This window comes from Bacteroides sp. D22, assembly GCF_000163675.1.
GTDB lineage: Bacteria > Bacteroidota > Bacteroidia > Bacteroidales > Bacteroidaceae > Bacteroides > Bacteroides xylanisolvens.
The window spans coordinates 105,996-122,438 of record NZ_GG774813.1 but is presented as its reverse complement, the minus strand read 5'-3'; the positions used below and the strand labels follow the sequence as shown (position 1 = coordinate 122,438).

The 16,443-nt window shown below is 40.4% G+C and carries 9 protein-coding genes; 1 reads left to right on the top strand and 8 read right to left on the bottom strand.

Annotated elements, in window-relative coordinates:
* Nucleotides 1-7 precede the first annotated feature (7 nt).
* The 5 genes from HMPREF0106_RS07565 to HMPREF0106_RS07590 form a co-directional block, all read right to left on the bottom strand.
* The gene (locus tag HMPREF0106_RS07565; protein ID WP_032851522.1) at nucleotides 8-3,214 is read right to left on the bottom strand and encodes a SusC/RagA family TonB-linked outer membrane protein; all 3,207 of its coding nucleotides are present in this window, start codon (nucleotides 3,212-3,214) and stop codon (nucleotides 8-10) included.
* Between the two features lie 295 nt (nucleotides 3,215-3,509).
* The gene (locus HMPREF0106_RS07570; protein ID WP_009040552.1) at nucleotides 3,510-4,559 is read right to left on the bottom strand and encodes a PD-(D/E)XK nuclease family transposase; all 1,050 of its coding nucleotides are present in this window, start codon (nucleotides 4,557-4,559) and stop codon (nucleotides 3,510-3,512) included.
* Between the two features lie 659 nt (nucleotides 4,560-5,218).
* Nucleotides 5,219-7,201, bottom strand: a complete 1,983-nt coding sequence (locus HMPREF0106_RS07580; RefSeq protein ID WP_009040550.1) for a response regulator — start codon at nucleotides 7,199-7,201, stop codon at nucleotides 5,219-5,221.
* Between the two features lie 108 nt (nucleotides 7,202-7,309).
* Nucleotides 7,310-8,059: a nucleotidyltransferase family protein gene (locus HMPREF0106_RS07585; RefSeq protein WP_008645811.1), complete on the bottom strand. Its 750-nt coding sequence runs from the start codon at nucleotides 8,057-8,059 to the stop codon at nucleotides 7,310-7,312.
* A 35-nt stretch (nucleotides 8,060-8,094) separates the two neighbouring features.
* Entirely contained in the window at nucleotides 8,095-9,525 is a 1,431-nt protein-coding gene (locus HMPREF0106_RS07590; RefSeq protein ID WP_008026060.1) for a phosphotransferase, read from the bottom strand.
* Nucleotides 9,526-9,638: 113 nt separating this feature from the next.
* Between HMPREF0106_RS07590 and HMPREF0106_RS07595 the strand changes: the two genes are divergently transcribed.
* Nucleotides 9,639-13,586 (top strand): response regulator, encoded by a 3,948-nt coding sequence (locus tag HMPREF0106_RS07595; protein WP_009040547.1) that lies wholly within the window; start codon nucleotides 9,639-9,641, stop codon nucleotides 13,584-13,586.
* 107 nt (nucleotides 13,587-13,693) lie between these two features.
* Here HMPREF0106_RS07595 and fsa read toward each other — a convergent pair whose 3' ends face one another.
* The 3 genes from fsa to gpmA all read right to left on the bottom strand — a co-directional run bounded on the left by fsa (nucleotide 13,694) and on the right by gpmA (nucleotide 16,244).
* Nucleotides 13,694-14,350, bottom strand: a complete 657-nt coding sequence (gene fsa / locus HMPREF0106_RS07600; protein WP_004300824.1) for a fructose-6-phosphate aldolase — start codon at nucleotides 14,348-14,350, stop codon at nucleotides 13,694-13,696.
* A gap of 67 nt (nucleotides 14,351-14,417) precedes the next feature.
* Entirely contained in the window at nucleotides 14,418-15,470 is a 1,053-nt protein-coding gene (locus HMPREF0106_RS07605) for a class I fructose-bisphosphate aldolase (protein ID WP_004300825.1), read from the bottom strand.
* A 27-nt stretch (nucleotides 15,471-15,497) separates the two neighbouring features.
* Nucleotides 15,498-16,244 carry a 2,3-diphosphoglycerate-dependent phosphoglycerate mutase gene (gene gpmA, locus HMPREF0106_RS07610; RefSeq protein WP_004300826.1) on the bottom strand — a complete coding sequence of 249 codons (747 nt, stop codon included), beginning with the start codon at nucleotides 16,242-16,244 and terminating at the stop codon, nucleotides 15,498-15,500.
* Nucleotides 16,245-16,443: the final 199 nt, after the last annotated feature.

Below are 16,443 nucleotides of genomic sequence, written 5' to 3'. Positions count from 1 at the left end.
TTGTAAATTAAAAGGTTACATTCAAGCCAAACACAAAAGAACGCATATTTGGAAAAGCATTCATATCAATACCCCGACGCAGGCCATCAAATGCAAAGCTATTTACCTCCGGATCATATCCACTATAATTGGTTATAACAAATGCATTCTTTACTGAAGCAAAAATACTGGTATTCTGGAACCCAATCTTAGTCATCCACGCTTTAGGCAAAATATAATTCAGCGTAATATCTGAACAACGCAAATAACTTCCATCTTCTACATAACGATCATAAACAACACCTTTTACATTTGAAGTAGACGACGGATATAAATTAGAACGATTCTCCGGAGTCCAGGCATTATAATAAGCATCTTTTCTCAAGTTTCCGGCCTGCCTGGAAGGAGTCTGTTCGTAACGGATATTTGTATTCAGAATATCATTACCATAAACACCTGTAAAAGAAGCAGAAAGAGATATATTCTTCCATTCCAAACGTGTCTGGAAACCATAGGTGAAATCAGGATTCGGATCACCTATCACAACCATGTCATTAGGATCTACTATACCATCTTCATTCACATCCACACATTTAATATTACCAGCTGCCATATCATTTCCAACAGATGAAGTGTAATATTTGGTAGAACCATCTGATGAGATATATCCTACTTTGCCATCAACAACATCTTCTTCCTGAATAATTCCCTGTGTCTTATAACCGAAAAATAGTCCCGGAGCCTCACCCTCAATAAAAACATTTGCAGGTCCAAAATGATCGCCAATCGTCTTACCTAAATAACCACGTACTCCTTTCAAGGAACCTATATCAGAAACTTCCAAACCTAAATTCTCAATCGTAGTCTTGTTGAAACCAATATTTCCGCCTACATTCCACTTCCACCCGTTACTGCGAATAATATCAGCATTTAAACTAAACTCAAAACCTTTATTCAACAACGAGCCTTCATTTATCATCACTGTTGCAAATCCACTGGAATATGGCAGAGCACGCTCAACCAACAAATCTTTTGTGTTTTTACGGTAATAATCAAATGCACCATTCAGGCGACCATTAAAGAAACCAAAGTCAAGACCAACATTCCACGAAGAAGTACGTTCCCACTTCAAACCCTCATTTTGCAGACTTTTGATTTGCATAGACGTCAGTTTATTCCCATCTCCATCAGCATAGTCCACCTTATTTTCATAAATAGATAGAGACTGATATGGATCAATACCCTGATTACCTGTCTCACCATAACCAACACGTACCTTCAACTGACTTAGCCAATCAATGCTCTTCATATAAGCTTCCTGTTCCATACGCCATGCTAATGAGAAAGACGGGAAATATGCCCAACGATTACCCTTTTTAAATTTACTGGATCCGTCAGCACGCAATGAAGCCGTCAACAAGTACTTATCATAAGCAGATAAATTAACACGTCCTAAATATGAAAGTAATTGATAATCTTTTTGTATAGGCTGTTTTACATCCACTTTTCCTGCATTAGACAATCCTTTAGTACGTAAGTCATAGATAGAAAAAGTATTGCCTGAAACATTCTCTGTCAGAAAATGATATTCATCATAAGTGATACCCGCTGTTGCCGACAGACGAAAATCCTTAGTCAAGTCCATATTAAAGTTTAACAGGTTTTCCACTGTATAATTAGACTTATTGACATTACTGATTGCCAGTAAACCCTTCACATTTTCTCCCGGAGGTAACTGAATCCCATACCAACGTTTACGGTCATTGACAATTATATTCCCCCCTGCACGCAGACTATACGAGAAATATTTATTAATGTTCCAATTCAGATTCAAGCTTCCATTAAATGTCTTATTATTAGTAATATCATCATAATCATTTACCCAACTAAATACATTCATTTTTGATTCCAAAGCACCCGGATCATCATCAGGAACAATATAAGGAGCTGTATCAAGAACCGTACGAGCCAAAGATCCGGCAACGCCTCCGGTTGTATTACCGCCCGTCATCATATCATTCTGCTTTAATGAACCGCTCAATATCAAATTTAAAGTTACTTTTTTAGATAATTCAGCAGTTAAATTAGCACGCAAGTCACCCTGTTTTATTCCTGTATTTTCTACGATACCATTAATATCCTTAAAGTTACCGGAGATATAATATTTCATACCGGCAGTTCCTCCACTGACAGAAGCCGAGTAGACCTGTGAGAAAGCTGATGTATATGCTTCTTTTTGCCAGTTGCGATAGGTAATAACCTTATATAATTCCGGATTATTCGGATCTGCCTGATAAGCGGATTCATTACCACTAAATACGTAACGCATTTCACCATTAGGTTGCAGATAATATCGCGGTTGGTCTAATTTAGAATTAGTGTAATCGGCATACTCTTCCAAATTTAACATATCGTGCAAGTTACGTGCATTAGCTATCGTAAAGTTCGCTGTGACATTTACTTTTGCCTTTCCGGCCTTTCCCTTTTTAGTTGTAATAAGAATTACGCCATTGGCACCACGAGAACCATAAATCGCAGTAGCAGAAGCATCTTTCAAGACGGTAATATCCTCAATATCATTAGGATTTATTGCACTCAACGGATCTTGAGCTATTTGGAAGTCACCACCTCCCACAGCAGACTCGGCAAACTCACCAGTAGATGCTTGCGGCACATTATCAATCACATATAACGGCTGATTATCTCCACGTAATGAGTTAGCACCACGAATAGTGACAGAAGAAGCAGCACCCGGAGTAGACATTGAAGCTGTTACATTTAAACCTGCAATCTTACCTTGCAATAGCCCGTCAATAGATACAGCTTTTGAAGCATCATTCGCATCAGGACGAAGACTGGCTGTAGCGCCTGTTAAATCGCTCTTTTTAGCCGTTCCATAACCAACAACAACTACTTCATCCAAATTTTGTGCATCCTCTTTTAATTGAACGTTAATTTTAGTCTGATTTCCAACCACTATTTCTTGTTTGGAATAACCGATAAAAGTAAAGACCAACACTGATTTTGAGTTTGGAACGGAAATGGAGAATTTTCCATCAATGTTGGTAATTGTCCCATTAGTAGTACCTTTTACTTGTACATTGACACCAGGCATACTTTCATTTAGAGCATCCACTACCTGACCGGTAATGTTTTTTCCTTGTCCCATAGATTGCGCTGCAAACGCAAACAATGTGATGAAACATAGCAGAAAAACTTTTGATAGGTTCTTCATAGAAGTCATTTTTATAAATTATTAAATTTAAAGATTAAAAAGCTTATTCCAGATTTTTTGCTGAAATCCATACGCAAATATAGACGTGGTTACTGAATATGCATGTTCTATTTTAGCTACTATTTTTCCAATTTTGTCTAAAATCATCCATTTCATCGATATATCTAACCATCATAGACATTGTTGAACATCTTACGAATCAAAAAAAGAAAGCGGAAGTATCCATTCCTGAATATTCCCGCCTACTTTATATTTTATCCTAATATAACTACAACAATTTTCCTATGAAGATATATTATAGATTTTCTATATCAGAAGATTGAAGACCCGTATATTTGATAATTATATCAATGGATATTCCGTCCTCTCTCATCTTCCGAGCAATTTCAATTTGCTTCTTTTGCTCTCCTTTCTCCAACCCTTCCTTCATCCCTTCTTTTATTCCCTCTTTTATTCCCTCTTTTATTCCCTCTTTTATTCCCTCTAGCCTTCCTTTTTTCACTCCTTTTTCCAACCCGGCCTTCATCCCTTCCTTTAACCCTTCTTCAGCCGCTTTTCTCCGCATCTCTTCGTTTTTACGCCGTTCATCCTCCTCTACAATTTGGTTGACCCTATACCGATCTAATGCCTTATCATAAGCGATACGGTTTTCTTCCGAAAGATCGGCAACTGCTGCCAATCTCGCCAGATGTTCAAACACTTGTTCTTTCAAAGCATCCGGCATTCTATTCCAATTGCTCATATTCTTCAGTGCATAAATTAATTTATCATATAATGTATGGCAGTCCGACAAATCCTTTGTAAAATAAGGAAATTGCAAATAAATCTGCCGGAGATGCGGATTAACAATCTTCCCTGTATCACGGTCGGAAAGAACCGTATCCGTACGGAATTTAGCCTCTAAATTTTCCTCTTTGAAATTCATCAGGAAAATTCCATATATAGTAGGTAGTCTATACTGCTTTCCATAAGAGACAAGTGGTTCTCTTGCAGTCATCGGATCTTCAGGGACAGGGACTTCTTTTGAAGAAGGAGATTCTATCTGCCGACTCACAGCACGACAAACATAATAAAGTGTACGATCTAAAAAATTACTGTGCCAACGATTCTGCATCTCCACGATAATATACTCACCACTTGCTGTACGGCAATAAAGATCATAAATGATACCTTTATCACTCACATTGTCTGCATGATCTTCCTTATCCAGAAAAGTAAGTTCTGTAATATGATGTTCACCTGCAAGTAATTCGTTCAACAAAGTGATGAGCAAATTCTTACTGGCCGGTTGACCAAAAATAATTTTAAATCCTATATCAGTAAAAGGATTGACGTATTTGGACATGATATTCTATTTTTAGCAAAGGTAACTATTTAAATCCATAAACATAAAAAACAATCCCAAACTTTACGGATTTATAGCCTTTTATAGTAAGCTGTCTCCCTTTCAATTCCTCCAAACAAACAAGAGAAATGTTCTATTTTTCAGATTAAGAAAGAAAACAAAACTATTGAAGATGGTAATCCGGAATTAAAAGCATCCATATTACCACATATATATGCATATTACCACCACAATACAGCATATATTTTCAGATGATATGCGTTTTCTTTAAAGAAATAAATGATTTTCCTCGGTGAGCAATAAGCCATTCCTCGGTGAGGAACACATCCTTCCTCACCGAGAAAGCCTTCCATACTCACCGACCAAGTTATAAAAGCCCTCGGAAAAGCCTGTTTATAGGCTAGTTCATCATCATATACGCACCAAAAAAGAATGATAAAACAAACTACATACGGGCAAACAGTAAGCATATAGATAGCAATACAGAGGAATTATTTATTTTTAGACAGGAATTATCCAGGATAACAAACAATCCTACATTCTTTCATCCAAAATGCAGAGCGTTTTTTCCTTCACCACAAACAAGTGACTGATATATTAAAAACAGAAAGAATAGAATATACCCTTTTTCAGATCAGCACATTTCTAATCCCATCCTTTCAACAACCATACTCTTTCAGAGTCTGCATCAACTTCGCGCCATTGATCGGCTTCACCAGATAATCATCACAACCGGCTTTCAACGCAGCTACCCGGTCAGCATCAAAGGCATGAGCAGTCAGGGCGATAATTGGAATTTCAGCATTGAACTTCCGGATCTCCGAGGTTGCAGTACGTCCGTCCATAACAGGCATCTTCATATCCATCAGTACCAAATCCACCGGTTGGGTACGGACAATCTCAACTGCCTCCAGTCCATTCGGTGCGTGTAACAACTGGCATTTGTTTTTCAAGATAGAAGATACCAAAAAGAAGTTACTTTGAATATCTTCAACGACCAGCACTCTTTTAGGTACTTTCTTTGTTTCTTCGGAGTCAAGAACGTTTTCATTATCTGCATCCTTCTCATTATTCCGACGTGAAGAAGTCGGCTCGCTGTCAACCGAATCGAACTGGCATGGCAAAACCGCCCAAAATAAAGACCCTTTATCAAATTCCGACTCAAAGCCTATCTCTCCCCTGCAAGCCTCAACGATGGCTTTACAAATAGACAGTCCCAGTCCGGTTCCCTGTGCAAATTCATCCAGTTTCTCAAAACGATGGAATACCTTGTCTTTTTTATCTTCCGGTATACCAATACCTGTATCGCGAACGTAAAGACGAATATCTCCGTCTATCTTTTCATACCCCATTTCAATAGTTCCTTTGGAGGTATATTTGATAGCATTAGTTACAAAGTTAGTGAGAATCTGCGCTAACCGGTTTTTATCCAAACGAACGGTACAGGTTTCATAAGGATTCACGGGAACTAACCGAACCTGCGGATTTACTACACGACGATGCATCGAAGCAGCTAATTCGTTGAAATAAACAGCCAAATCAAAATCTTCGTATTTCAGTTCTACCGAGCCGGCTTCTATTTTCGAAAGATCCAGTATGTCGTTAATCAGTTTCAAAAGCAACTCATTGTTGGCATTGATAATCTGAATAAATTCTTCTTTTTCTTCTTGATCTTCCGTCACCATCAATAAATCGGAAAAACCAACGATAGCATTTAACGGTGTACGGATTTCGTGGCTCATATTTGCCAGAAAGGCGGATTTCAACTTATCGGATTGTTCAGCACGACTTCTTGCCGTTTCAAGTTCACCTATCATGTGCTGTCGCTCGGTAACATCATCTACGCGAATCACGACACCGTCAACATCTCCCTGTTCATTAAATATGGGAGTAGCAAAAACTTCTATGACATGCTTGTTATCCAGATTAAACAAGATAGACTCTACCTGACCGGATCTCCGGGCACGTTGTATCACACAGTTCTCACAAGGAGTGGTGCGATTATGGGCCGTCAGATAGCAAAGCTCCCCTTTTTTGTAAGCCTCATAAGAAAGGCTTTTACTACAAAGCGAGATATTCTCCCATTGTACGATATAATCGTTCGCAATATATGCCAATCCCGAATTAATATTGTTCAATACCAACTCATTCTGACGAATCAATTGGATCATTCTTTGTTCGCTCTCAAGGAGTTCTTTTTTTGAGCGCACCGCTTCTTCGTAAAGATTATCATATTTGTTTTGCCACAGAACACGTTCGGTGACATCCTGACTAATCACCATATAATTCGTAATTTCCGACTTTTCATTATGTACGAAAGAAACAGTAATCTCGAAGAATTTTATACCGGACAGATTAGTAGGAAAAAGATGACGCACGTCATCAAAATTATATTTTGCCATGAAACGCACTGTTTCTCCTTTTCTGACCTGTTCTTTGATTTCATCAGAGAAACTAGTGTAATTAAATAGATTATAGCCCAGAATATCCTTCTTGTCTTTTATCCCCATTGATCTCAACCGCGAATAATTGACATCTATCATGAGACCGTCCTTATCATACAACTCCAAGCCTACAGACAGGTCATTAAAGATGTTGTGCAATAAGTTGTCAGCTATCCCATTTTCCAAAGTCTGTTCCATGCAGCAAAATTTGTATAGTATTACAATATTGATTGTTTATCCAAGCAAAGTTACTTAAATATTTTGTTACATAGCAAGAAAGAGGCTTTTTAGCCTCTTTCAGTATCTTTATTTCGCATTTTGGTATAAGAAGTCTGTTGCTTTCGCTAATGTTTCCGGTTTGCCTATATCAATCAGGTGTAACTTTTCTTTCAAATAACCACCATAGTTTACTTGCCGGCAAGTGGCAAGATAGAAATCCATAATAGAGAATTTACCCTCCCAACGGGGAGAGGTCATCCATTGAAAAATGGCGGGCGAAAGTACATGGATACCACTGAATGCATATTCCCGATAAAGAGAAGGATCATACTGAAAACCTTCCGGTTTCACTTGTCCCGTGTCCTTGTTTATCCATCCGCAAAGTCTCTTGCCTGTATCAAAAAGAAGATAGCGGGAGGTTTTACGTTGGCTGGCCAGCAAAGTGGCAACAGCACCGCTTTGTAGATGGTAGTCATATAAATCTTTCAAATTCACGTCCGAAAGAATATCTACATTGTGTATCAGGAAAGGTTCATCAGAGTTTTCAAAGAAAGAACGAGCTTTCTTAACTCCCCCACCGGTGTCGAGCAACAGGTCGCGTTCGTCGGAAATATGTATGATGAGTCCAAAATTCTCATTGGCTTTCAGGAAGTCAAGTATCTGTTCGCCAAAATGGTGGATGTTAATCACTATTTCTGTGAATCCGGCAGCTTTCAGTTTTAAGATCACATGTTCCAACATCGGACGTCCGGCTATGGGAACCAAAGCCTTCGGCATGGTATCGGTGAGTGGCTTCAGCCGGCTACCCAAACCGGCTGCAAATATCATTGCTTTCATTCTTTCGGTCACTTTCTTCTTTATATTTACTCTTCTTAGATTGTTGCCTCAAACGTATGTTCAATGTTCTGTTCCCGATGCACCAGTTCGACTTTCACACCAAACTTCTGATTCAGGTGCTCTGCCAGGTGCTGGGCAGAATAAACAGAACGATGCTGTCCGCCGGTGCAACCGAAGCAGACGGACAAATTGCTGAATCCGCGTTCCATATAACGTTTCACGGAGGCATCTACCAAAGCATAGACATGATCGAGGAAACGGAGTATTTCACCATCTTCTTCCAAAAAAGTGATTACAGGTTCATCCAGTCCGGTGAAAGGTTTGTAACGCTCATACTTGCCAGGATTATTCACGGCGCGGCAGTCGAATACATAACCTCCTCCATTGCCGGTAGAGTCATCAGGAATTCCTTTCTTATAGGCAAAGCTCATTACTTTGACGGTTAGCTGCCGCTTTTTCAGGTCGTCCGTAAATTGTTTCAGTCCGGTAAGCTCCCGCAAAACGTTACAGAGATACGGATATTCCGGATATTCTTCTTTTAACAATTCACGCAGGTTTTCGATGGCATAAGGAACGCTTTGGATAAAATGCGGTTTTTTTTCAAAGTAACCACGGAAACCGTAGGCCCCCAGCACTTGCAGCGTACGGAAAAGGACAAAGTGGCGAAGCTGGCTATAAAAATAGGATTCGTCAATCGGTTGGTATTTGCGAAGAGCTTCCATATATTCTTGCAGCAGTTCTTTACGGAGGCTATCGGGATATTTCGCTTTCGCCTGCCACAGGAAAGAGGCTATGTCATAATAGAACGGGCCTTTGCGTCCGCCCTGAAAGTCGATAAACCACGGTTCCCCGTCTTTTATCATCACATTACGGCTTTGAAAATCACGATACATGAAAGTAGCGGAAGAACTGCGGAGCAAGACATCGCTCATTTTTTGGAAATCATCTTCCAGTTTGTCTTCCTGAAACTCCATGCCGGTAGCTTTCAGGAAGCAATATTTGAAGTAATTCAAATCCCACAGAATAGAGCGTTGGTTGAACTCCGGTTGAGGATAACAGCGGGAAAAATCAAATCCATCCGCCCCGGCAAATTGAATAGCAGGAAGCAGACGAATCGTTTTGCGAAGCAACTCTTTTTCCTCTTCGGAAAAGACACTGGTAGCACGTCCTTTCTCTATGGCATGGAACAACAGAGTATCGCCCAAATCTTCCTGCAAATAATAGGTTTTATCTTCCGAGGCAATGCGCACTTCGGGAACAGGCAGTCCACATTTGCGGAAGTGTCCTGCCATATAAAGAAATGCCTCATTCTCATCAATAGAAGCCCCGTAGACTCCAATCAATGTTTCTATACCCGTCAGCCGAAAATAACGGCGGTTGGAACCGGAAGACGGTAATTCTGTTATGTTTTCAGCGGGAACGCCCGTATATGACTGATAAAGTTTCTGTAGTTCTTCGGTAATCATAGTCGTATATTTTCGAGCAAAGATAAGCATAAAAACTAAAAAATAAGAGAGGGGATTTAACTAATATTCATCCGAATACACTATCTTTGTTTCAGTTTAACTGACCTGATCTCATGAGAACAAAAACCTTTTTACTACTATGCATTGCATTTATCACACTGTTTATCGGCGTTTCCACTCTTCAAGCCGGTCATTATTACTATAAGCAAATCTCCCTAAAAGATGGTCTTCCCTCTACCGTGAGATGTATTTTAACGGACAAACAAGGATTTGTATGGATAGGAACCCGTTCCGGATTAGGGAGATATGACGGACACGAACTTAAAAAATATATTCATCAGGCAAATAACCCTCATTCCATTCCTCACAATTTAATCTACCAGATGATAGAAGACGAACAAAACAATATCTGGATTCTGACAGACAAAGGAGTGACACGTTATCAGAGGCAAAGCGATGACTTTTTTATACCGACTGATGAGACAGGAAATAATATCATCGCCTATTCCGCCTGCCTGACTGATAACGGAGTGTTATTCGGTTCGAAAAATAAAATCTTTTTCTATAATTATCAGGATACCTCTTTACGCCTCCTACAAACATTTGACTTAGAACCCAATTATAATGTGACTCTACTAAATCTATGGGATAAACACACATTACTCTGTTGCAGCCGGTGGCAAGGACTACTCCTGCTCGACCTGAATACCGGAAAATGCCGACGTCCTCCTTTCGATTGCGGAAAAGAAATCATGAATGTACTCATAGACTCACAAGAAAGAATCTGGGTAGCTCCCTACAATGGAGGGCTGAACTGTCTGACACGCGACGGTAAACTACTGGCTACATATACTACCCACAACTCCTCTTTAAGCAACAATGTCATACTAAGTCTCGCCGAACGGGAAGGAGAAATCTGGATTGGAACAGACGGAGGAGGCATTAATATTCTCGACCCGGAAACAAGACGTTTTTCGCTGTTGGAGCATATGCCCGGAAGTGACAACTACTCACTCCCCGCTAACTCTATTTTATGTCTGTACAACGACTGCAACAATAATATGTGGGCAGGTAGCATCCGTAACGGACTAATCAGCATCCGGGAAGTTTCCATGAAAACGTATACAGATGTACCTCCCGGCAACGACCGCGGACTAAGCAACAATACCGTTCTAAGTCTTTTCCAAGAATCCCAAGACCAAATTTGGGTCGGTACAGACGGAGGAGGCATCAACAGCTTTAACCCACTCACAGAGAAATTTATCCATTACCCTTCCACCTGGGAAGACAAAGTAGCCTCTATCTGCCAGTTTACTCCCGGCAAATTATTAATTTCTCTTTTCTCACAGGGAGTATTTATTTTCAACCCGGCAACAGGAGAAAAACAGCCTTTCACCATTGTTGACGCTAAAACGACAGCACTCTTGTGCAATCGAGGCAAGGCTGTAAATCTACTTCGGAACACTCATCACAATATTCTGTTCCTTGGAGAACATATCTATATATATGATTTGAATACACGCACTTTCAGTACCGTTATAGAACAAGAAGAGCAGGAAATTATCGGTGCTCTCTTACCGATCGACAATTATAAGAATATCACTTATCTAAATGATACGAAGCACATATATGAACTGGACAACCATACCAACCGACTGAAAGCCCTGTACAGATGTTGGAAAGATACAACGATCAACTCTGTTGCACGAGACGAAGAGGGAAATTTCTGGATTGGAAACAACTACGGATTGGTACACTACAATCCTGCCACCCAAATACAGACACCGATCCCGACCTCTCTATTTAGTGAAATCACATTGATTGCATGCGACCAGCAAGGAAAAGTATGGATAGGAGCCGACAGTATGCTTTTCGCCTGGCTCATCAAAGAGAAAAAATTCGTTCTATTCGGTGAATCAGACGGTGTAATCCAAAACGAATATCTTTCCAAACCTCGTCTATTAAGTATGCGGGGAGACATCTACATGGGTGGAGTGAAAGGGTTACTGCATATTAACAGCAAAATACCATTAACCACTTCCGAACTTCCCCAACTCCAATTATCAGATGTCATCATTAATGGAGAGTCAGTAAATAACGAATTAACGAATCATCCAGCAGGGATTTCTGCTCCCTGGAATAGTAATATCACTATTCGAATCATGTCGAAAGAGAAAGATATTTTTCGACAGAAAGTGTACAGATACCAAATAGAGGGGCTGAATGACCAGCAAATCGAATCATACAATCCCGAACTGGCCATACGTTCACTTCCTCCGGGAAGTTATAAAATCATGGCGTCCTGTACCGCCAAGGATGGCAATTGGATTCCCAGTCAGGAAGTACTGGAATTGACCATCCTTCCTCCCTGGTATCGGACATGGTGGTTTATTCTTTGTTGCGCCGTTTTTATTGCTGCCGCTATTATCGAAGCTTTCCGAAGAGCATGGAAACGTAAAGAAGAGAAGTTAAAGTGGGCAATGAAAGAACATGAACAACAGGTCTATGAAGAAAAGGTACGCTTCCTTATTAATATCAGTCATGAGTTGCGTACACCTTTAACGTTAATATACGCACCACTTAACCGGATGTTGAAATCCCTTTCTACCGAAGATACACAGTATTTGCCAATAAAAGCGATCTACCGTCAAGCGCAGCGAATGAAAAACCTTATTAATATGGTACTCGATGTACGCAAGATGGAGGTTGGAGAAAGCAAATTGCAGATACAACCGTATGCTCTCAATCAATGGATTGAACATGTATCCCAAGATTTTATCAGCGAAGGGGAAGCAAAGAACGTCCATATCCGTTATCAGCTTGATCCACATATCGATACTGTAAGTTTTGATAAAGATAAGTGTGAGATTATTCTAAGTAATCTGCTTATCAATGCCTTGAAACACAGTCCGCAGGATGCAGAAATAACAATTATGTCGGAGTTGCTTTCCGAAAGAAATAGCGTACGTATCTCCATCATTGACCGGGGAAACGGATTGAAACAAGTAAATACACAGAAACTCTTCACCCGTTTCTATCAGGGTACAGGAGAGCAGAGCGGCACAGGGATCGGACTGTCTTATTCCAAGATTCTGGTAGAACTACACGGAGGTTCCATTGGTGCACAAGATAATCAGGATGCCGGTGCGACATTCTTCTTTGAACTGCCCTTAAGACAACAATCGGAAGAGATCGTCTGTCAGCCGAAGGCATATCTGAACGAATTGATGAACGATGATAGCAAAGAACAGTTACCGGAGGAAAATACGTTCGATACGAGTCCTTACAGTATTCTAGTGGTGGATGACAATCCGGATTTGACGGATTTTCTGAAAAAGTCACTGGGAGAATATTTCAAACGGGTAGTGATTGCTTCCGATGGTGTGGAAGCCCTTCAACTGACCAGAAATCATGCTCCGGATATTATCGTCAGTGACGTGATGATGCCGAGAATGAATGGATATGAACTTTGCAAAAATATAAAGGAAGATATTACGATCAGTCACATTCCTATCATTCTGCTGACAGCAAGAAATGATAAACAAAGTCAGTTGAGTGGCTACAAGAATGGGGCGGACGCTTATCTGACTAAGCCCTTTGAGATAGAAATGCTAATGGAAATCATTCGCAACCGATTGAAAAACCGCGAATCTATCAAGAAAAGATATTTGAATACAGGATTAGTCCCTGCGCCGGAAGAGAGCACTTTCAGCCAGGCAGATGAAACATTTCTGCTGAAACTGAATAAAATTATTCAGGAACATCTGGATAGCAGCAATCTGGACGTCACTTTTATCTGTAAGGAGATAGGTATGAGCCGGGCTTCCCTTTACAATAAGCTAAAAGCTCTGACCGATATGGGAGCCAATGATTACATTAATAAATTCCGGATGGAGAAAGCGATCACATTAATCACCAGTACGGACATGTCGTTCACGGAAATTGCCGAGAAGGTCGGCTTCACTACTTCACGCTATTTCAGTACGGCTTTCAAACAATATACAGGAGAAACGCCAACTCAATATAAGGAGAAGAGAAAACAGGAACGGAAAAAAGAGTAATGAGCAGCTACCCGAAAAAACAAATATTCTTTAGGCACGGAATTCTAAGACCTGAGCAAATAATCCGTGCCTGAAAATTTTAATATACTGCAAGTTTCATTACTTACTTAACCATTGACTTTCTTATAGTCTTCCAGAAACTTCTTCAATCCCGAATCCGTCAACGGATGATTCAATAAACCCTTGATAGCACTCAACGGACAAGTAGCAACGTCCGCTCCCACTTCCACACATTCGATAATATGTTTCGTATTGCGGATAGAAGCAGCGAGCACTTGTGTCTTGTAATCATAGGTACGATACATACGTACAATATCTCCCACAAGCCCTACTCCATCTTCACAAATATCGTCCAGACGACCGACAAAAGGCGAAACATAGGTAGCTCCGGCTTTAGCTGCCAGTAATGCCTGTCCTACTGAAAAGACTAATGTACAGTTAGTACGGATTCCCTTTTCCGTGAAATGTTTGATCGCTTTAATGCCATCGGCAATACAGGGGACTTTTACTACAATATGCGGATTGAGCGCGGCAAGTTCTTCACCTTCACGAATCATTCCTTCATAATCGGTTGCTATCACTTCGGCACTGACATCTCCGTTGACAATCTTACATATCTTGATATAATGTTCACGCTGATTCTGCGTTCCTTTGATACCTTCTTTCGCCATCAGCGAAGGGTTGGTAGTCACTCCGTCAAGTACTCCGAGGTCATAAGCCTCCTGAATTTGCTCCAAATTAGCTGTGTCAATAAAAAATTTCATACTCTTAATTTTTAATGGTTAACGATCTAATAGTCAAAGATAATAATTTATTTCCATTCATCTCTGATTATGCAATCGTTATTGACGAATCAAGATATACATCCTGAATAGTATTCAATAATTCCACCCCTTCGTTCATTGGTTTCTGGAACGCTTTACGTCCGCTAATCAATCCCATACCTCCTGCACGTTTGTTGACTACAGCTGTAATGACGGCATCACGCAAATCGGAAGAACCGTGAGATTCTCCACCGGAGTTAATCAAACCAACGCGTCCCATATAGCCGTTGGCTACCTGGTAGCGGCAAAGGTCAATCGGATGTTCGGAAGCAAGTTCGGTATACATACGCTCGTCGATCTTTCCGAAACCGATAGCTTTGAAGCCACCATTATTAGTCGGAAGTTTCTGTTTCACAATATCAGCTTTGATAGTCACTCCCAAACGGTCGGCCTGTCCTGTCAGGTCGGCGGCAGCATGATAATCGACAGCACCTTTCTTGAAATCATTATTGCGCAGGTAACACCAAAGAATGGTTGCCATCCCCAGTTCGTGAGCATATTCAAAAGCTTCGGCTATCTCCACGAGCTGACGGCGACTCTGTTCCGAACCGAAATAGATAGTGGCGCCTACCGCTACTGCTCCCATATTCCAGGCTTCTTTAACGGTACCAAACAATACTTGGTCGAAACTGTTAGGATAAGAAAGTAATTCATTGTGATTCAACTTAACGATAAAAGGTATTTTATGGGCATATTTACGTGCTACGGATCCAAGAATCCCAAAGGTAGAAGCTACTCCATTACAGCCTCCTTCAATAGCCAGTTTTACGATATTTTCCGGATCGAAATAGATCGGATTGGGGGCAAACGATGCTCCGGCAGTATGTTCGATGTCCTGATCGACAGGAAGTATAGACACATAACCGGTATTTGCCAGGCGGCCATGTCCCAACAACGTTTGCAGACTGTTCAATACTCTGATGCTCCGGTCCGAATCAATCCAGATTTTATCTATTGTATCGGGAGACGGAACATGAATCAATGATTTATCAATGGTTTCGCAAGTGTGGTCCAGGTAATAACAGGCCTTATCTCTTAATAATTCTACTACTTTACTCATAACTTCTTTTTTTAATGTGTAACTTTTCTATTTTTTCTTTCCCTGATTGGCTACTGCTTCCATCAGTTTTTTGATCTCTTCCGGGTTTCCCAGGAAATAGTCATTAGCAACGTTCAGGTTTTCATCAAACTCAAATACGTAAGGCACAGCCGTAGGTAGATTCAGCTTGACAATATCTTCATCGGAGATGTTTTTTAGATGCTTGATGATGCCTCTCAAACTATTGCCATGAGCGACCACCAACAGCGTATGAGCTGTTTTCAGACTAGGAAATATATCACTTTCCCAATAAGGCATAATACGTTCAATGGTATCTTTCAACGATTCAGTACGAGGCAACTCCGCATCGGGTACTTCATGATAACGGTAATCAAAACGGGGATTTCTCAAATCACTTTCTGAAAGAGGATGGGGAGCTATATCATAGCTACGACGCCACACTAGCACTTGTTCTTCTCCATATTTCTCGGCAGTCTCGGCTTTATTCAATCCCTGCAATTCACCATAATGCTTTTCATTCAAGCGCCAGCTTTTCTCTACAGGTATCCAGTCCAGATTCATCTTATCGAGAACACAGTTCAAGGTTTTCACCGCACGCTTCAAATAGGAAGTATAAGCCTTATCAAAATTGAAACCATATTCTTTCAATGTCTCTCCGGCTTTTTCAGCTTCGGCAACTCCCTTTTCTGTCAGATCTACATCTGTCCAGCCCGTAAAACGATTTTCTTTATTCCATGCACTCTCTCCGTGACGAAGTAATACTATCTTTTTCATTTCTAAAATTCTCCTTTCTTCTTTTTATATATACAACAGATTGTTTCTTCACAAAGTTCACTAGAAAATAAATAGTTGTCAATACCCAGAAATAATGATTCTTTCTACAAAGAAGCGGGATGCAGTAATCAGGGATATAAAAAAATACCCTCCTCTAATTCTAAGCTTGCATTATGGATGATGATTCATCAAAGCAAGG